Origin of the sequence: Streptomonospora alba, from assembly GCF_000826685.1 — a bacterium.
GTDB lineage: Bacteria > Actinomycetota > Actinomycetes > Streptosporangiales > Streptosporangiaceae > Streptomonospora > Streptomonospora alba.
On sequence record NZ_JROO01000020.1, the window covers coordinates 22,835 to 40,477 of the forward strand.

General features: G+C 71.1%; 19 protein-coding genes and 1 tRNA gene. 12 read left to right on the top strand and 8 right to left on the bottom strand.

Translation table 11 applies throughout. The annotated features are described in order from the left end of the window. The first annotated feature begins 97 nt into the window (after window positions 1-97). The 4 genes from LP52_RS11340 to LP52_RS11355 all read left to right on the top strand — a co-directional run bounded on the left by LP52_RS11340 (window position 98) and on the right by LP52_RS11355 (window position 4,868). The gene (locus tag LP52_RS11340) at window positions 98-1,159 is read left to right on the top strand and encodes a hydroxyacid dehydrogenase (RefSeq protein WP_202966098.1); all 1,062 of its coding nucleotides are present in this window, start codon (window positions 98-100) and stop codon (window positions 1,157-1,159) included. Continuing rightward, complete coding sequence (locus tag LP52_RS11345; protein WP_040273127.1) at window positions 1,156-3,060, top strand: DUF2264 domain-containing protein; 1,905 nt, start codon at window positions 1,156-1,158, stop codon at window positions 3,058-3,060. Before LP52_RS11340 ends, LP52_RS11345 begins: the two co-directional genes overlap by 4 nt. Window positions 3,061-3,282: 222 nt before the next feature. Beyond that, a complete protein-coding gene (locus LP52_RS11350; protein WP_040273129.1) occupies window positions 3,283-3,636 on the top strand; it encodes a YciI family protein in 354 nt (117 codons plus the stop codon). Then, window positions 3,633-4,868 (top strand): RNA polymerase sigma factor, encoded by a 1,236-nt coding sequence (locus tag LP52_RS11355; RefSeq protein WP_040273130.1) that lies wholly within the window; start codon window positions 3,633-3,635, stop codon window positions 4,866-4,868. Before LP52_RS11350 ends, LP52_RS11355 begins: the two co-directional genes overlap by 4 nt. Before the next feature lie 112 nt (window positions 4,869-4,980). Here the strand turns inward: LP52_RS11355 and LP52_RS11360 are convergent, their stop codons facing one another. Both LP52_RS11360 and LP52_RS11365 read right to left on the bottom strand, forming a co-directional pair. Then, entirely contained in the window at window positions 4,981-5,355 is a 375-nt protein-coding gene (locus LP52_RS11360; protein ID WP_040273132.1) for a VOC family protein, read from the bottom strand. Between the two features lie 191 nt (window positions 5,356-5,546). Then, window positions 5,547-5,807, bottom strand: a complete 261-nt coding sequence (locus LP52_RS11365; protein WP_169775363.1) for a hypothetical protein — start codon at window positions 5,805-5,807, stop codon at window positions 5,547-5,549. A gap of 51 nt (window positions 5,808-5,858) precedes the next feature. Between LP52_RS11365 and LP52_RS11370 the strand changes: the two genes are divergently transcribed. The 6 genes from LP52_RS11370 (at window position 5,859) to LP52_RS11395 (ending at window position 11,356) form a co-directional block, all read left to right on the top strand. Next, complete coding sequence (locus LP52_RS11370; protein ID WP_338011639.1) at window positions 5,859-6,323, top strand: AAA family ATPase; 465 nt, start codon at window positions 5,859-5,861, stop codon at window positions 6,321-6,323. A 90-nt stretch (window positions 6,324-6,413) separates the two neighbouring features. After that, entirely contained in the window at window positions 6,414-6,791 is a 378-nt protein-coding gene (locus LP52_RS11375; protein ID WP_040273135.1) for a hypothetical protein, read from the top strand. Window positions 6,792-6,920: 129 nt separating this feature from the next. Beyond that, window positions 6,921-7,364 (top strand): SgcJ/EcaC family oxidoreductase, encoded by a 444-nt coding sequence (locus tag LP52_RS11380; protein ID WP_052809728.1) that lies wholly within the window; start codon window positions 6,921-6,923, stop codon window positions 7,362-7,364. A gap of 222 nt (window positions 7,365-7,586) precedes the next feature. After that, window positions 7,587-8,444: an SAM-dependent methyltransferase gene (locus LP52_RS11385; protein WP_052809729.1), complete on the top strand. Its 858-nt coding sequence runs from the start codon at window positions 7,587-7,589 to the stop codon at window positions 8,442-8,444. Between the two features lie 465 nt (window positions 8,445-8,909). Next, entirely contained in the window at window positions 8,910-10,166 is a 1,257-nt protein-coding gene (locus LP52_RS11390; protein ID WP_084723120.1) for an FUSC family protein, read from the top strand. Window positions 10,167-10,621: 455 nt separating this feature from the next. Further along, the gene (locus LP52_RS11395; RefSeq protein WP_040273215.1) at window positions 10,622-11,356 is read left to right on the top strand and encodes a GAF and ANTAR domain-containing protein; all 735 of its coding nucleotides are present in this window, start codon (window positions 10,622-10,624) and stop codon (window positions 11,354-11,356) included. A 195-nt stretch (window positions 11,357-11,551) separates the two neighbouring features. Here LP52_RS11395 and LP52_RS11400 read toward each other — a convergent pair whose 3' ends face one another. The 3 genes from LP52_RS11400 to LP52_RS28750 form a co-directional block, all read right to left on the bottom strand. Further along, window positions 11,552-12,319, bottom strand: a complete 768-nt coding sequence (locus LP52_RS11400) for a GAF and ANTAR domain-containing protein (protein WP_040273136.1) — start codon at window positions 12,317-12,319, stop codon at window positions 11,552-11,554. Window positions 12,320-12,412: 93 nt separating this feature from the next. Beyond that, window positions 12,413-13,180: a GAF and ANTAR domain-containing protein gene (locus LP52_RS11405; RefSeq protein ID WP_238580867.1), complete on the bottom strand. Its 768-nt coding sequence runs from the start codon at window positions 13,178-13,180 to the stop codon at window positions 12,413-12,415. Between the two features lie 201 nt (window positions 13,181-13,381). Next, entirely contained in the window at window positions 13,382-13,504 is a 123-nt protein-coding gene (locus tag LP52_RS28750) for a hypothetical protein (RefSeq protein WP_274518805.1), read from the bottom strand. A gap of 116 nt (window positions 13,505-13,620) precedes the next feature. On the opposite strand from LP52_RS28750, the gene LP52_RS11410 reads away from it, so the two are divergent. Then, window positions 13,621-14,898: a pyroglutamyl peptidase gene (locus tag LP52_RS11410; RefSeq protein WP_238580868.1), complete on the top strand. Its 1,278-nt coding sequence runs from the start codon at window positions 13,621-13,623 to the stop codon at window positions 14,896-14,898. Between the two features lie 29 nt (window positions 14,899-14,927). Here LP52_RS11410 and LP52_RS11415 read toward each other — a convergent pair whose 3' ends face one another. From LP52_RS11415 to LP52_RS28355, 3 genes are all read right to left on the bottom strand, one after another. Further along, window positions 14,928-15,173, bottom strand: a complete 246-nt coding sequence (locus LP52_RS11415) for a hypothetical protein (RefSeq protein ID WP_157036305.1) — start codon at window positions 15,171-15,173, stop codon at window positions 14,928-14,930. A gap of 143 nt (window positions 15,174-15,316) precedes the next feature. After that, a tRNA-Ile gene (locus tag LP52_RS11420) sits at window positions 15,317-15,390 on the bottom strand. Window positions 15,391-15,556: 166 nt separating this feature from the next. After that, a complete protein-coding gene (locus LP52_RS28355; RefSeq protein ID WP_052809732.1) occupies window positions 15,557-15,979 on the bottom strand; it encodes a DUF3566 domain-containing protein in 423 nt (140 codons plus the stop codon). 160 nt (window positions 15,980-16,139) lie between these two features. Between LP52_RS28355 and LP52_RS28360 the strand changes: the two genes are divergently transcribed. Continuing rightward, on the top strand, window positions 16,140-17,336 hold the full coding sequence (locus tag LP52_RS28360) for a hypothetical protein (protein WP_052809733.1): 1,197 nt from the start codon (window positions 16,140-16,142) through the stop codon (window positions 17,334-17,336). Window positions 17,337-17,643: the final 307 nt, after the last annotated feature.

Genomic DNA, 17,643 nt, shown 5'->3' on the forward strand with positions numbered 1-17,643 from the left:
TCCACAGTAGATATGAGCTATGACACAGTCAAGATCCGGAAAAGACCCGAGTCGGATCGGCGACAGGACGCACGGCACGAACAAAGGGCAGGCAGTGATGAGCCTTGGCGACGGAACCGCTCACGACCTCCCACGCCCCGGCCCGGAGCCGGGCACTCGACCGCGCACGCTGCTGGCGATGGACCGGCGGACCTTCGAGCTCCAATTCACACCGGCCGTCCTCGACCGTCTGCGGAACTCCGCTGAACTGGGAGAACCGCTGCGGATCGGCTCCTTCGACGCCCCCGGACCACGTGCGCGGCTCGCCGAGTGCGAGGTGCTGCTGACGTCCTGGGGATGCCCGCCCATCACCGAGGACGTGCTCGCCGGCGCACCGCGGCTGCGGGCCGTGGTGCACGCCGCGGGCAGTGTGCGCGGGCACGTCCCGCCCGCTCTGCTCGATCGGGGGATCCGAGTGACCACGGCGGCCTCGGCCAACGCGATCCCCGTCGCGGAGTACACCCTGGCGATGATCCTCGCGTGCGGAAAGCGCGTTCCGTTTCTGGCACACGACGCGCGCACGTTCCGGTCGCAGTGGTCCTACGCCTCCGCGCGCGGGCCGCTGTCCAACCGCGGCCGAACCGTCTGCCTGGTCGGCTGGTCCCGGGTCGGGCGGCTGCTGGGGCGGCTGCTCGAACCGTTCGACCTGGAGGTGCTGGTCGTGGACCCCTACGCCGACGCCGAGGACGTCGCCGCCTGCGGCGCGCGCCTGACCACCGCGCAGGACGCCTATCCCCGAGCCGACGTGCTCAGCCTGCACGCCCCGCTGCTGCCGTCCACCCGGCGGATGATCGGCGAAGCGGCGCTGGCGCGGTTGCGCGACGGCGCCACCCTGATCAACACAGCGCGCGGCGGACTCGTCGACACCGCCGCGCTGGAGCGGGAATGCGGCACCGGACGCCTCTACGCGGTCCTCGACGTGACAGACCCCGAGCCGCTGCCCGACGACTCGGTCCTCTACGACTGCGAGAACGTGCTGATCACACCGCACATCGCCGGCTCCCTGGACTCCGAGACCGAACGCATGGCGCTCGCCGCCCTGGACGAACTCGACAGGTTCCGCACCGGACGGCCCGCCGCGTATCCCATCACCCCCGGCACCTACGAGGTGACGGCATGAACGCTTCCGCTGTACTGCTCCCGCCCGAGGACCGCGAACTCTCCCCCTACACCGGCTGGACCCGCGCCCACTGGGTCGCCGTAGCCGAGCACCTGCTGCTGAGCGTCCGCCCCTACGCATCTCCGCGCCACGCCCGGATCGATCTCCCCGGACCCGCCAGTTCGAGCGGGCCCGACAGCGACGGCCTCGAAGGCTTCGCGCGCACCTTCCTGCTGGCCGGGTTCCTCGTCGCCGGCAACGGCGGCGACGACCCGCACGGGTTCCTCGACCGGTACCGCAGCGGGCTCGTCGCCGGAACCGACCCGGAGTCCCGGGAGCGCTGGCCCCGTCCCGACGAACTGGACCAGGCCAAGGTCGAGGCGGCCTCGATCGCCCTGGTGCTCATGCTGACCCGGCCCTGGCTGTGGGACCGGATGGACTCCCGGGAGCGCGGCCGGGTCCTGGACTGGATGTCGGCCGTGGTGGGGGAGAGCTACCCGCCGATCAACTGGGTGTGGTTCCAGATCGTCGTCGAGGAGTTCCTCCGGTCGGCGGGAGGCCGGTGGAGCCGCGCCGACATCGACGCCGGGCTGGCGGTACACGCCGGCCTGGCCCGGGGCGAAGGCTGGTACTCCGACGGCTCGGAACGCTCCTACGACTACTACTGCGGCTGGGCGCTGCACTTCTATCCGCTGCTGTGGGCCTCACTGGCGGCGGAGCCACCCGACCGGGAGCTGATCGAGGGCTGGCGCCGGGACCTGGCACGCTTCCTGGAGGACTACATCGGCCTGATCGGCGCCGACGGTTCTCCGGTGCTCCAGGGCCGCAGCCTGATCTACCGCATGGCGGCGGCCGCCCCGCTGTGGATGGGGGCCTGGAGCGGTGCGACCACGCTCTCGCCCGGCCGTCTCCGCCGCGGCGCTTCGGGCATCCTGCGGCACTTCCACGACCACGGAGCCCTCGACGGCGGACTGCTGTCGATGGGCTGGCACGGCGCCTGGCCGGCGATGAAGCAGTCCTACTCGGGCGGCGGATCGCCCTACTGGGCGGCCAAGGGCTTCTTCGGCCTCATCCTGCCCGCAGACCACCCGGTGTGGACGGCCCGCGAGGAGCCCCTGCCTTCAGATGCGGAGGGCGTGCAGCGAGCCGTGCGCGCACCGGGCTGGATCCTCAGCGCCCCCTCCGGCGACGGCATCGCGCGGATCCTCAACCACGGCACCGACCACGCGCACGAGGGCGACGTGCGCACCGACTCCCCGCTGTACGCGCGCCTGGGCTACTCGTCGGCCACCGTCCCTCCGCTGGTGGGAAGCACGCTCGACGCCCCACTGGACAACAGTGTGGCGGTCCTCGACGCCGACGGGCGGGCCACGCACCGCACCGGTTTCACCGCACTCGGGGTCTTCCACGGCGACGCGGTATCCACCGGCGGCTCGCGCTGGCGCGCGCACTGGATAGACGCGTCGACCGACACCGGCCGCGACCACGGGTCGGGCAGGCGGGGAACGGCGCGCCCGGGCCCGATTCTGGAAGTCTGGTCGGCGGTACGAGGCGCCGACGAGGTCCGCTTGGTGCGCGTCGGCGACGAGCCCGTTCCGGGAGGTCGCCGGCGGTGGCGGCTGCGCGTCGGAGGCTGGCCGGTACTCCGCGAGCGCGGACCGGGCTCCACGGTGGAGGCGCTGACCGGCCACTCGGGGCTGGTGTCGGGCACCGAGCACCTGGGCGACGTCGGCCCCTTGGCCGGCGAGACGGCGGTGCCCTGGGTCTGCGCCGATGTCGCACCCGGCGAGGTGCTCGCCTGCCTGGTGCGCCTGGGGACCGGGGCGGCGGACGCCCCGCGCCCGCGCGTAGGGCTCGACGAGGAGGGCGCGACGGTCACGTGGCCCGACGGCGCCGCGGCACGGATCGCCCTTCCCGGCTGAGAGCCGGACGCGGGGAGCACCCGCAGCCGGATGAATCCGCAGGTCGCCGTGTCGCCGTGTCGACATGGCGGCCTGGCGACGAATCCGCACGGCGACGTATCGGCGGGCGGCGGGTAAAAATCGCGGGCGGATTCCGGGCGCTGTGTCGATCCGGGGGCATCCTGTGCGTGTAGGGGGTGAGAGGCCGGAACCGTTCCGGCCGCGGACCCGAGGAGGAGCACCATGGCTCACTACCTGCTCAGCATCTACCAGCCCGACGGCCCCGCCCCCGACGCCGAGGCCCTCGACCCGATCATGCGCGACGTGGAAGCGGTCAACGAGGAGATGCGCGACGCGGGCGCCTGGGTGTTCGCCGCCGGGCTGCACGAGCCCGCCACCGCCACCGTGGTGCGCGCCCGAGGCGACGACGTTGGCATGACCGACGGGCCCTACCTGGAAGGCAAGGAGCACATCGGCGGATTCACCGTCGTCGAAGCCGAGGACCTGGACGCCGCGCTGGAGTGGGGACGCAAGCTCTCCCGCGCCACCACCCTGCCGATCGAGGTTCGGCCCATGGAGGGCGGAAGCTGCGGGTGAGCGACAACCCGACCGCGGTTTCCTCGGCGGAGGTCGAACGCGTCTTCCGCGAGGAGCACGCCCGCGCCGTGGCCGTCCTGGTCCGCCGCTTCGGTGACATCGACCTCGCCGAGGAGGCGGTCCAGGAGGCCTTCACCGCCGCGCTGCGGCGCTGGCCCCACGACGGGCCGCCGCCGCGGCCGGCCGGCTGGATCCTCACCACCGCCCGCAACCGCGCCGTCGACCGGTTGCGCCGCGAAGCGGTGCGCGAACATCGGCACGCCCAGGCGGCCCTGCTGCACGACGCCGGCGGACCGGCCGAGGAGGGCCCCGTGCACGACGACAGGCTGCGCCTGGTCTTCACCTGCTGCCACCCCGCTCTTTCGCCCCAGGCCCGCGTCGCGCTGGCGCTGCGGCTGCTGGGCGGGCTGACCACCGCCGAGATCGCCCGCGCCTTCGTGGTGCCCGAGCCCACCATGGCCCAGCGCCTGGTGCGGGCCAAGAAGAAGATCCGCGACGCGCGCATCCCCTACCGGGTCCCGCAGGACGCCGACCTGCCCGGCCGGCTGCGCTACGTGCTGGCCGTGGTCTACCTCGTCTTCAACGAGGGCTACGCGGCCCACTCGGGAGAGGACCTCGTCCGCGCGGACCTCTGCGCCGAGGCCGTGCGGCTGGGCCGACTGCTGGCCGAGCTGATGCCCGACGAACCCGAGGTGTGGGGACTGCTGGCGCTGATGCTGCTGAGCGAGTCCCGCCGGCCCGCGCGCACCGGCCCCGACGGCGCGCTGGTCCCGCTGGCCGAACAGGATCGGCAGCGGTGGGACCGCTCCCTCATCGCCGAGGGGCAGGAGCTTGTACGCCGCTGCCTTCGCCGCAACACTCCCGGTCCTTACCAACTCCAGGCTGCGATCAACGCCGTCCACAGCGACGCCCCGACAGCGGCCGACACCGACTGGGCGCAGATCGTCCGGCTCTACGACCGGCTCTACGCGCTGGACCCGACGCCGATCGTGGCCCTGAACCGCGCTGTCGCGGTGGCCGAGACGCGCGGCCCGGCCGCGGCGCTCGCCATCGTCGACGAACTCGATCTCGCCGCCCACCACATCCTCCACGCGGTGCGCGCCGACCTCCTGCGCCGCCTCGGCCGCCCCGCCGAGGCCGCGGCGGCCTACGCCGAGGCGCGCTCGCGCACAGGCAACGCCGCCGAACGGGCGTTCCTCCAGCAACGAAGCGCCACGCTGCCACGAGGTTGACAGCCCTCGGCCGACGCGGGCATCCCCGCTCCCGGGTGACGCCATGGCGACATGGCGACCTCTCGCTTTTGCGGCCGAAGCCGTCCGGACCCGTCGGCGGCGGCACGTCGGCCTAGGGTTCCCCTCCCGCGCGGAAATGCGGGTTCTCGATCAGTCCCAGAACGCTGCCCTGGGGATCGAGCACGGTCGCGACGCGGATCCCCCCGCCCACCTCCCGTACGCCGCTTCTCGACGCGGCCCCCTGCGCCAGGAGCCCGGACAGCGCCGTGTCGACGTCGGCGACGCCCCAGTAGGTGACGGGATGCCGGCCGAGCAGTTCCACCGGTTGGAGTGCGAGTTCGTAGCCCCCGACGTCGAAGCCGACGTAGTAGTCCTCGCTGAAGTAGGGGCCGCGTCCCAGAACGCCGGTGTACCACCGCGTCGATGCGGCCAGATCGGCGGCCGGGTATACGATCGTGCGCAGTCCGAGGAACAAGGCGGCCTCCAAGCCGGGTCGGCATACGGACTCGATCCTGGCCCATCCGCCCTGCCGCCGGCGCGGAGGAACACGGCCGGTGGCGGCCACCCGATGCGGCCGGCGCCCGCGCACCCCACCGCCTCTCCGCCGCGCGGCCGTGCGGATCCGGGCCTTCTGCCCGGCCACCGGCCCCGCCCCGTCACGGCCGTCCGGGGCGGTCCTCAGTCGGCGGGCCCCACCGCCTTCCGGTCGGACACGCCCGTCTCCAGCGCCGGCACGTGCCGGGCGGCGGCGATCGCCGACATCTCGACCGGGCGACATGACGGCACGTCGACACGGGGACACGGCTCGGGGCCGGCGGCACGAGCCGAACCCGCGAACGCGAACGCGGCGGCCATGTCGACGAGCACGGAAGCTTCGATGCAGAAGGGAACGGCCGACCGCATGGCCACCGGCTCCGAGCAGCAGAGATACGTCGTCATCACGGGAGGGCCTGGCTCGGGAAAAGCGCGCTGATCGAACGGCTCGCCGCGATGGGCTACGCCTCGTCGCCCGAGACGGGGCGCGCCGTCATCCGCGACCAGGCCGCCGTCGGCGGGCGGGCCCTGCCCTGGATCGACCCGGACCTGTTCGCCGAGGTGATGCTGTCCTGGGAGATGCGCGCCCACGGCCGCGCCGCCGAGCGCGGGGCGAGCGTGTTCTTCGACCGCGGCGTCGTCGACGTCGTCGGCTACCTGCGGGTGGAGGGCCGCCCGGTACCGGAGCACGTCCACGCGGCCGCTCGCCGGTTCCGCTACGACCGCACGGTCTTCATCGCCCCGCCGTGGCCGGAGATCTACCGCACCGACACGGAACGCAAGCAGTCCTTCGCCCGAGCCGAGCGCACCCACGCAGCGATGGTGGCCGCCTACACCGACTGCGGCTACGACCTGGTCGACCTCCCGCGAGCATCGGTGGCCGAGCGTGCCCGCTTCGTCGCCGCACGGATGGGCGGGTGACCTCGGACCCTGGCGTATGCGGGGATGGGGAATACGCTGTGGGCCATGACAAGGCCGGGAACGAGACGCATGCGGTACGGGATAGCGACGATGGCCGTTGCCGCCTTGGCGGTGACGGCAGCGAGCGGATGTACAGCGGAGCAGCGGAGCAACCTCTTCGGCGGCATCGCGGCCGAGGGGCTGCGCGTGGCGGCCGAGGAGGCGTTCGCCTCGGCGGGGTTCCCCATCGAGGGGCAGCTGGACTGCCAGGTCGAGGAATCCGACAGCTCCCAGGTCACGGCGGACTGCAGTGGGACCACCCAGCAGGGCGCCGACGTCGACTTCAACGGCAGGTTCGACTCCTCGGACACCAATTTCACCGACGGAGTCGACGGCCAGTTCACCGGAAAGGTCCAAGGCGAGACGGTGTTCAGCACGGACTGCCTCGGCTGTGGCGGAGGCAACGGAGGCGGCGGGGGCGGCGGATGACCGGCGCAGCGCCCGCCGGATAGCGCCCTGTCGCCGTAACCGCACGTCGACCTGTCGACAACGGCCCCGCGGGTTCAGCGCCTCCGCGGGATTGACCTCAAGTCAAGTCGAGGTCGTAGCTTCGGGCGTATGGACACGTTCGAGAGCACGACCGCCACCGACGAGGATGAGCAGGCGATCCGGAAGGTCGTGGCGCGGGCACAGGAATCGCAGAGCAATCCGGAGGCTCTGCTCGCCCTGCACACGCCGGAGGCCGTGATCGTGAACCTGGCCGGGCGCCGTGTCCTGGGGCGCGAGGCGTTCGGGGAGGCGATGGCCGCCGCCCTCGCCTCCCCGCTCAGCGACGTCCTGACCACTCTGGAGGTGGTCGATGTCCGCCTCGTGACTCCCGATGCGGCCGTCGTCAGCTGCACCAAGACGGTCCACGACGGCCGCGGCGACGGCGACGCGCAGGCGGTGCTGCCGTCGCAGGGCGCGCTCACCTACGTGATGCGCAAGGACGACGGATCCTGGCGCATCGCTCTCGCGCAGACCACGCCGACGCTCGCGGCACCGGCCACCGGCGACGAGTGACGCCGCAACCGCCCCGGCCGGCTCGCGGGGGCCGCCTCGGACCGCTCGGGTCGCACGCCCAACGGCCGATCGGCGGCCGCGGTCCTCTGCTCATGCCCGTCCCCGCAGCGCTTCCGGCGGGCTACTGCACCGGTTAAGGTCAACGAGCGCGCTTCGCAACGACAGGACGTTCCCAGCCGCGATCCCGCTCCCGCCCGCCCCCCGAGTGCAAGGAGCCCGCTCATGGTCGACGACCCCACCCCCGCCGCACCCCCACCGCCGCCCGGGGTCGACACCACCGTGCCCAGCGTCGCACGGCTCTACGACTACGCGCTGGGCGGCAAGAACAACTACGCCACCGACCGCGAGGCGGCCGAGCGCATGCTGGCCGTCCTGCCCGAAGCGCGCCTGCTCGCCTATGCCAACCGCGCCTTCCTCGGCCGCACCGTCGATTTCATGTGCGAACTGGGAATCGACCAGTTCCTGGACATCGGGGCCGGACTGCCGGCGCAGAACCCCGTCCACGGGGTAGCCCGGCGGCACCATCCCGAGGCCCGCGTGGTCTATGTCGACAACGATCCGGTGGTGCGCGTGCACGCCGAGGCGCTCCTGGCCGACCGATCCGACATCACCGGCGTCGTCCAGGCCGACATGCGCGACCCGGGGGCGGTTTTCGCCCACCCGGAGGTGACCGCCCGATTGGACCTCTCCCGCCCCGCCGGTGTCCTGCTGGTCGCGATGCTGCACGTCCTCAATGACGACCAGCAGCCCTTCGCCCTGGTGCGGCGCTACCTCGACCACCTGCCCGCCGGCTCGCTGGTGGCCATCAGCCACGCCGAGAACGACACCCACCCCGAGCGGGCGCGGTTCCTGGAGCAGTCTTACCGATCGACCAGTGCGTCCGGCCAGATCCGCTCCCGAGCCGAGATCCGCCGCTTCTTCGACGACATGACGCTACTGGAGCCCGGCCTGGTACACGTGGGCGACTGGCGCCCGCGCGCCGACGAACCGTACTACGCCCCCGAGCAGGCGTGGATCCTCGGCGGTCTGGGGCGCTGGGAGGGACCCGCCGCAACCTCCGGCTCCGACGGCACGCGCTGACCCCCGGGTCACCCCTGGATCCGGACCGCTCCGACAGAGAGGTTCGCGCGCAGCCGGAGCCGGTCACCATGGTGATTCGCACGCATGGCGACGAAGAGACACGGCGGCCGCGGCATTCGCGGCGAGCCCCTTCTGAGGCTTGGACCGGCGGGATGCGCGTTCGCCGCACCGGTTCGACGCAGCGGTGGCGAGTTTGCCGCGCGCACGTCTGCCCTCGTCGATGCGATCGGGTCCGCGTCAGCGGCGGATGCCGCCGTAGGGCAGGAGACGAAGTTCCGCCGGCGACCGGCCGCCGTGCAGGAACCCGCTTCCCCCGAGGATGCGGGTACCCCGGGGCGGGAGTCCCTATCGAACCGTCGGCGAGGGGACGCCGGCAGCGTCGCGGCAGCCGAGCAGCCGAAGAGTCCGCCCAAGGCCCATCACCACCGACCACATACGGGCCCCGCAAACGGTTATGCGAAAGGAATGGAGCGATCTCACCCGAAGAGACACCCCCGGGACCACCCCTCGAACCGGTCGGGTCGGCAGCCGGCTCCGCCGGGGCGGTGGTCACGGCTCCGACAGTGGCTGCAGCGGGCCCGTTCCGACGGCCATGAACGGCATACGCTGCTGCTCGTCGGCAAAAGCACCCTTGCGGCCACCGCCGCCTGGGCCATCGCCTACTCGCTGCTCGATGCCGAGGCGCCGGCGTTCGCGCCCTTCTCAGCTGTGCTGATGATGCAGGTCACCCTTTACCAGTCGATGGCCCAGGCGCTGCGCTACCTCGCCGCGGTGGCCGCAGGAGTCGCGCTCCAAGGAGTGATCGGCTTCATCGCCGGATCCGACCTGGTGACGTTCGCGCTGGTTGCGCTGATCGCACTGGCGATCGGCCGGTGGCCGCGGTTGGGAGCACAAGGCACGCAAGTGGCCACCGCGGCCTTCTTCGCCTTCTCCACCTACATCGCCGCGTCCTCGACGCTGGAGCGCGCCACCGAACTCGGGCAGATCCTGGTTCTGGTGGGGATCGGGTGCACGGTCGGGGTGGTCGTCAACCTGCTGGTGATTCCCCCGATGCGCTTCCGCAGCGCCGAGTACGGGGTTCGCGCTCTGGCCCACTCCATGTGCGAACTGCTCTCCGACATTCATCCCGTCCTGCGCGAAGGCGAGCTGGAACCGGAGCGGACCCGCCGGTGGGCTGAGCGCGCGAGCCGCCTGGGGACGATGGTGACTCAGGCACGCAGCGCCCTACGCGTGGGGGAGGAGAGCGTCCGCTACAACCCCCTGCGCCTGCTCCGACGCCACCGTAGACGCTCCTTCGCCGGATACTCCGAGCTGGTGAACGCGTTGGAGCGGGTGACGCACCAACTCGCCTCGGTGACCCGCACGCTCGACCTGGCCGTGCAGGCCCCCGATCAGGGGCCGAACGACGAGGAGTTCCTCACCCTCTACGCGGACTTCCTGGCCTCCCTCGCCGAGATCACCGAGCAGCTCGGTGTCGTCGACGAGGACCGGCTCGTCTCACAGTCTCAGGAGCTGTGCTCTCTGGCCGAGCAGGCCGCCGGCTATGCCGATCGCCTCTCGGGTGGCTCCTGGGGTATCGATATCTTCCGTACCGAACCGGAAAGTCCCTACGGCACTCTGCTCATCGAGGCAGCGCGGCTTCAACAGGAGTTCCAGCACACCTGCGACCTGCTGCAACGCGCCGCCGATCGCCGGGACTCCTCGCGGCCGACTCGCATGTGAGCGATCCCCTGGGCGCCGGCCCTCCTCCGGAGTCCCGGTCGTCGTTGCGCGGCCATCGGTGGTCCGAGCTTAGGAATACTGTCTGTGCGGCAGGTGCGGATCGCCGGAGTCCTTCCGCGGTGCACCCACCGCCGTGGGCGAGCCTTCGGTCCCGGCGGTTCCGGACCTGGTCGAGTGAGACGTCCCCGGCGATGCGGCAGTGACAAGCGAGAGCCTGCAGGGTAGGAGCAACCACCGGGCCACGCGGCGGTATGCGGCTGGAAACCTGCGCTGCAACAAGCCGCATCAGCACCGGGCCGACGGGCGGGGTCCCCTGTGTCCGTAGGGTGGTAGCCGATGCCTCCCTGCCTCGACTTCTCGCGAGGGTCAACGGAGCAATATCGTAAGGCGCGGGTGAACGATCCGTTCTTGGCGACGGCCGTCAAGGGCCGCAGGTGTTCGAAAAGGGGGGACCCTTGAACGACGAGGCGGAGAACCTCTCAGACGCCGTCGCTCGCATGGCGCGCGACCTGCTGGAGCAGGGCTCAGTGCAGACCACGGTCGGGGGCGTCGCCGAACTCGCGGTCTCCGAGGTCGAGGGGGCCGCTTACGCCAGCGTCTCTCTGGTCCACAGGAGCGGCTCGGTCACGACACCGGCCGCCACCGACCCGGTGACCCACAAGATCGACCAGATCCAGGACAGCGCCGGGCAAGGCCCCTGCCTGGCGGCGGTCTGGGACCACGACGTCTTCGCCATCGACGACATGGAATCCGAGACCCGCTGGCCGGAGTTCGTGAAGAACGTCCGCGGGCTGGGTGTGTCCAGCATGCTCTCCTTCCACCTCTACACCCACCAGGACACCCTCGGGGTGCTGAACCTCTACGGCACCGAACCGGCAGCCTTCACCCGCTCCTCACGCGATACGGGCCGGTCGCTGGCCGCCCAGGCGGCGGTGGCGCTGGCCCGCGTACAGAAGGAGGAACACCTCACCACCGCGCTCGGCAGCCGCCAGTACATCGGGGAAGCCACCGGCATCGTGATGGAGCGCTACAAGGTCACCAGTGAGCAGGCCTTCGCGATGCTGGCGCACATCTCCCAGAACCTCAACGTGAAGCTGCGCGAGTTGGCGCAGGACCTGGTGCGCACCGGCGCGCTTCCCGAGCAGCAGGCCGATCAACGCAGAGGACGGCGTTCGAAGCCCGGCGTCTAGTGTTCTCGAATGCCGTGCGAGCTTGCCGACGAGGAACTCCCGAACGGCCTGCGGCGGCTCCGAGCGTCACTCGGCCGGGGCCGTTGCGGCCTCCTCCCCGGCATACGGGTTTTCGGCCACTCGCCTGCCCGGCGGAGCCGGTCGGCCCTGCCGAGGGTTCGAAGGCCGGTGGCGCCGGCAGAGCACCGGGCGGCGTCAGCCGGCGACGGTACCGCCCTGTCGGAGGACCTCTCGCGGGTCCATGCGGTCCTCGCCTACCAACCGGAAGGCCACCTCGGTCAGGTGCGCGCCGTGGTCGCGCGCGTAGGTGCGCAGCGTCTGGAACGCCTGGTCCATGTCGAGGCCGCCGGCATGGGCGAGCACCCCTTTGGCCTGTTCGATGGTGATGCGGCCGTTGAGCGCACTCTGCAGCTGCTCGGTGAGCACCTCGCCGCGACGGATCGCGCGCTCCTGCAGGATGCCCATCGTGGCGACATCGGCCAGAGCCTGCGCGACGCGCGCATCGGCCTCGCCCAGCGCCCCGGGCCGCCGGTTGAACAGATTCAACGTCCCGATGGTCTGCCGACGCAGGCGCAGCGGGACCGCGTGCACCGCGCAGACCCCCTCCTGCCTCGCGTGGGGGACGAACGTGGGCCACCGATGTGTGGCGTCGGCCAGGTCGGCCACGGTGACCGTTTCGCCGCTGCGGAAGGCCTCCAGACACGGGCCCTCATCGGCCTGGAGCTGGAACAGCTCCAGCAGCCGTGTCTGCTCGGTGGAGGAGGCCAGCAGCTGCAGGCTGCCGCGCTGGTCGGTCAGCAGGATCCCGGCCGTCGAGGCATCCAGCAGCTCGACGCAGTGCCCGGCGAGCTGGTGCAGCATCTCGGGAATGTCGTAGTCGTCGACCAGCGTCGCGGTCACCTCTACGAACGCCTGCAGCAACCGCGGCTCCCGCCGCTGGTCCGCGGGTACTGAGCTGTTCATTGGCCCTCCCTGGTGCGGCCGACGTCCTCCTTTGAGGATAGCCAGTGACCGCCCCCGTCCTCACCCGCCGACCAGGTCCGATCGTCTGCCGCCTCAGCGGTCGAGCTCGGTGGGTGCCAGGCGGCGGGCGACGATGTCGGCGGCGACCTCCTCGAGACCGCGTTCACTCGCGAAAGCGTAGGCGCGTAGCCGGTCCAGCGCGCTCGCGGCCGAGACGTCAAGCGCGGCCAGGACCATCCCGGTCGCCTGGTGCACCTGCTCGCGACCGCGGTTGAGGGGCAGACTACCGCTCTCGTGCGCATGCGGATCGGCCGACATGCGCCCCAGGGCCTGCGCCGCGATGTCCACCACGTGCAGGGCGGTGGTCAGTTGCACGGGCGCCAGCCATCCCGGCTGCACGCGGTACAGGTCTACCGAGCCCAGGCTGATCGCGCCGCTGATCACGGGAAACGCGAAGATCGCGCCCACCTGCCCCTCGGCGAGCTCGGCGGCGAAGACAGGCCAGGAAGCCGTCGCCGACGTGGCCAGGTCGGGGGCGAGAACGGGGACGCGGCTCTCGAAGGCCTCATAGCAGGGCCCCTCGCCGAGGCCGAACTGCAGCGACTCGATCCAGGTGCTGACCTCGTCGCTGGCATACAGCATCTGGCGGCTGCGCGCACTGGCGACCACCGAGATCGAGGCGCCGTCGATACCCAGAAGCTCCACACAGGCCCGCACCACTACGGCGACGGCTTCGACACCGCCCGCATCGGCCTGCAGCGCCGCGTCGACGTCGGTGCGCACACGGCTCAGCGACTCCGCAGGAAGCTCAGCGCCGCTCACCGAGCGGCCGCCAAGGGGAGAGCGGCTGGCACCGGCCACCTCCGCAACATCGAGGACGGCGTCGAGACTCCGCCGGGAGCCACCCCGGCCGCTACGTCGCAGCAGGAGAAGTCTGCTTCACACTATGTCCTTCGCTCCCCAAGAAGGTCGCGCTCGTGCGCGACGCCGCGAAGCTAGCGGGTTCACCGATGGCGCGGAGCTGGCTGCGAGTCCCGGTCAAGCCGCGGCCTCTACCTGCCCTCACTCGGCTAGTTTGGTCAGGCCCTGGTCGTCGAGGCCCGCTCCCTTGTGCGCCTGGGCGTGGCAGATCTCCTGGAGCTGCATCTCCTCCAGTGCGTCCGACTTACGCAGTGCGGCCTGCACCTGCAAAACCCTGATGCGCGTGCACGCCCCGGTTCCGTCGCGAACCGGGGTGGTGGAATGATGGGGAACCTGTTACGTTCCTTTTGTTTTATTGTTGAACAAACAGGATGTATGGAGTGGAGTTGCGTTTCTCCCGGGTCGCCCCCCGCATTGCCGCATCGGCGCTCATTCTCGCCCCCGCTGTCACCCTGGGAGCTCCCGCACAGGCCGAGCAGACGACAGGCTGCCTCAGTGAGGACGGCGCCACCGTCGAGGAAGCACGACTCGCCGAGGACGTCCCGCAGGAGATCCTGCGCAGATCCGGGTTCGATCGGAACGTGGCCCACTTCGTCAAAAGGCTCTGCGCGGCACCCGACGCGCACCACGCAGCCAAGGTCGTCGAGCGCCACGGGGACGCGCTTTGGCAAGAGGCGGTGCAGCGGGTCCAGGAGTCCGGGCACGTCAAGGGAGACCTGAGTGCCGGGGACGACCGGCCGCTCTACTGGGCGCGACTGGGCATGACCTCGGCCCTCAACCGCTGGGAACCGGACTTCGACCTCGACGACACCGAGCGCGCCGAGCTCGTGGCCGAGCTGGAGCGCCGCTCCCGAGGCCACGACGACACGGATATCCCTCAGGGCCACGGGCGGTCCGAGAAGCCCCACATCGTCGTGACCGGGTTCGACCCGTTCCAGCTCGACTACGACATCCGCCAGGCCAACCCCTCCGGCGCGGCCGCCCTCGCTCTGGACGGGACGGTGGTCGAGACCGGCGACGGCGCCGCGGTGGTCGAGGCCATGCTCTTCCCGGTGCGCTGGCGCGACTTCGCCGATGGCATGGTCGAGCAGGCCCTCCTGCCGCACTACACCGGTGACCGGCCGGCGGATGCGGTCATCACCGTCAGCCAGGGCAGGGAGGGCCGGTTCGACCTTGAGGCCCACAACGGCGCCTGGCGTGGCGGCTCCGCAGACAACGAGCGGGTCGGTGAGGAAGGGATGATCCCCATCCCCGACGGTGTCCCCACCCTCACCCCGCAGCCGCAGTGGTCGGGCTCCTCCCTCGACCGCTCCGCGATCGTCGAGGAGACCACCGGGGAACCGTTCCCGGTGATCGACAACACCCAGGTGACCGAGATCCCCGCGGGTGAGACCGAACCCGTGATGCGCCCCGACGGGCCCACCCCCGGATCCGAGGCGCGGGCCGGCGGCGGAGGCAGCTATCTCTCCAACGAGATCGCCTACCGCAACACCCTGCTGCGCGACGCTACGGGCCTGGACATCCCGGCCGGCCACGTCCACACCCCGATCCTGCACTTCGGCTCCGGCGACCGCGTGAGCGATCCCGAGTTCGAGGAGAACCGCGCGATCATCGTCGGCCAGGTCGAGGACATCGTCGTGGCCGCCGTCCGCTCCTGAGGTCGTGGGCGGCCGAGACGAACCGCCCACTATCCGTCGACGGCGAAAACGGTGAACCGACCTACGACGCGCTGAACCGGATCGCATCCAACGGCGAGGAAGATCGCGCCTACGACGACGCCGGCGATCAGCTCCGCACCGCTGGCGACGACGAGTTCAGCTACAACAATGCCGACCAGGCCACCAACGCCCGCGGCACCGAATGGGACCACGACGAGACGGACAGCCTCGTCCGAAAGGGTGACGTCTCCAAGGAGTACTCGTCCACCCACCACGATCCGGTGCCTGCCGCTTGCTGCCCCACGCAACCGCGCCCTGACGGGCGCTACCGGGTCGTCCTCACGGTCGAAGGACGACCGAACAAGCAAGAGCCTGGCTCCCGCACAGCGGAAACCAGGCTCTGATCTGCATAAACGAGTGGGCGTACCAGGACTTGAACCTGGGGCCTCATCCTTATCAGGGATGCGCTCTAACCGACTGAGCTATACGCCCGCGTTCCGGGTGGAACTCTACCGCACTCGAACTATCAGGGCGAACCAGGTCGAGGCCGTAGTCGGGTTCCGGGCCACCGCACGGGTGGCCGTGTCCCCTCGTTTCCACTCTAACGCCTTACAGGAGATGTTCGGGACTGCGGGCGGGCCGGTGCCGCCCGGGGGTGCTACTCGGTCTCGGAGAGCGTGATGTCGAAGCCTCCGACGAGGTCGGCAGCCAGGTTGTAAAGCATGGCGCCGATCGTGGACAGCGACGTGATCAGGATGATGTTCAAGGCTCCGATGAGGGCGGTGTAGCCCAGAACCCGGCTCGGCGAGAACCACGACTCGGGCTGGAGGTTGAGTTCGTCGCCCTCGCCCCCTTCGGTGAGGGAGGTGATCAGGTCGGTGATCGCGCTGAAGACGCCCAGGCCCGAGAGGATGCCGTAGAGCACCACCACGGCGACGAACAGGATGATGAAGCACACCAGCGAGATGACGAAGCTGAACCGCATCACCGACCACGGCTCCACGCGGCTCACCGACAGGTGGGCCTTGCGCGTGGACTTGCTGGCCTTGACCGTGGTCGCGGGACCGTTCGGCGCCATCATCGACACTCCCCTTTGCTCGGCCTTCGCCTTCGCGGGGGACGTGCTCGCCGATGAATCGCTGTTGCCGGCCGACTCGCTCCCCGAAGCCGTACCGGCGGAACCGCTCGATCCGCGCGGTGTGCTCTGCGTTCCCGAGCCCCCCTGAGAGCTCTTACCCGTTTTGCTCGCCGAAGAGCCGGCCGCCGCGGACGATCCGGCGGGCTTCGCCGTCCCGCTTCTCGAACCGGAGCCGGAGCCCGCGCCGCTTCCGGCGCCGGAAGCGGTCGACGACGTGACCCTCGCGGAGTCGGCAGGGGTCGCGGACTTCGCCGACGCCCCGCCGGCAGAGCCGCTTCCGCCCGTGGAGGAGGAGCCGGTGCTCCCGCTCGCGCCTGCGGCGCCGGCTCCCGCGCCTGCGCCTGCGGACTTGGCGGCGGGGGAGGAGGCGGATCCGGTCGACGAGGACGACGTGCTGGAGGTCCGGCCTGAGGAGGCCGAACCGGTCGAGGGCGATCCCGAGCCCGACCCCGTGGCGGACTTGTCCGCGGAATCGGCCGAGGCGCTCACAGTCGATGTGTCGCCAGGCGTCCTCGTCGACTTGTCGGCAGCCGCACCGCCGGACCCGGTGCCCGGCTTCGCGGCACCGCCCTTCGCGGAGTCCGCGCTTCCCGACGCCGACGACGAACCGGGCGCCGTGTCGGACTTCGTGCTGGAGGCGTCCGCCTTCCGGCCACCGGCGGCGCTTCCCGAGCCTTTCCCCGCGGAGGGGGAGCTCTCGGCCGCGCCCCCGGTCGTGGCCGTCTCCGCGGCCGTGGTTTTCGCGGAGCTCGTGGAGTCCGCGGACTTCGTCGAGCTAGCGGAGCCCCCCGAGGCCGTGGACTTCGCAGCGCCGTCCGAACCGGTGGAGTCCTTGCTGTCTGCGGAGCTGCCGGCTCCCGTGGAGTCCTCGGCAGCCGCCTTCGCGCTCTGCTCGCTCGCCGCGTCCGTGGCGGCGGCATCCTTCCCGTCCTTCGACGCACCCCCGGCAGCCGTACCCGAGGACGCGGAGGAGGCGGCGCTCGGACCGCCCTTCTTCGCGTTCTCCGTCGCGCCGCTCTCGCTCTTCGAGCCGGCCGAATCGCCGCTCTCCGGCTTCGCGCTCTCCGACTTCCCGCCGGTCTTCGCCGATCCGGTACCGCCGGAGCCCGACCCCTGCTTCGCGGAGTCGCTCTTCGATCCCGCGGACGGCTTCCGGTCGTCCTGCTTCGACCGCTCGGATGCGCCGGTCTTGCCCTTGCCGCCCTTCGACGCGCCCGAAGAGCCCGAAGAGCCGCTGGACGCGTCCCCGGAGGATCCGGCGGAGGTGTCTCCGCCCTGGTCTCGGGCTGTGGCGGCCTGATCCGATTCTGCGGTCGTCGATTCCGTGCTCACGCCGTCCGCCGCGGACTGATCGTGGGCGGTGGACTGCCGTTGCGTGTTGTCAGACATAGCCACGTTACCGCTGGACTTTCCTTGTGACGGTGGAACAGGGTCAAGGGGGATCGATTCGCGGCCGCCTCCGCACCGGCGGACGCCACTGCCACGGGGGCAAACTCTATGCCCGATTCGTCGGTCGGCCGAAACAGCACGCGGAGGGCGGCCGATACCGCCCTCCGCGGTGCTTTTCGGTCGTACCGAGGAGTCTACGGGCGCCCGGCTACGCGCGA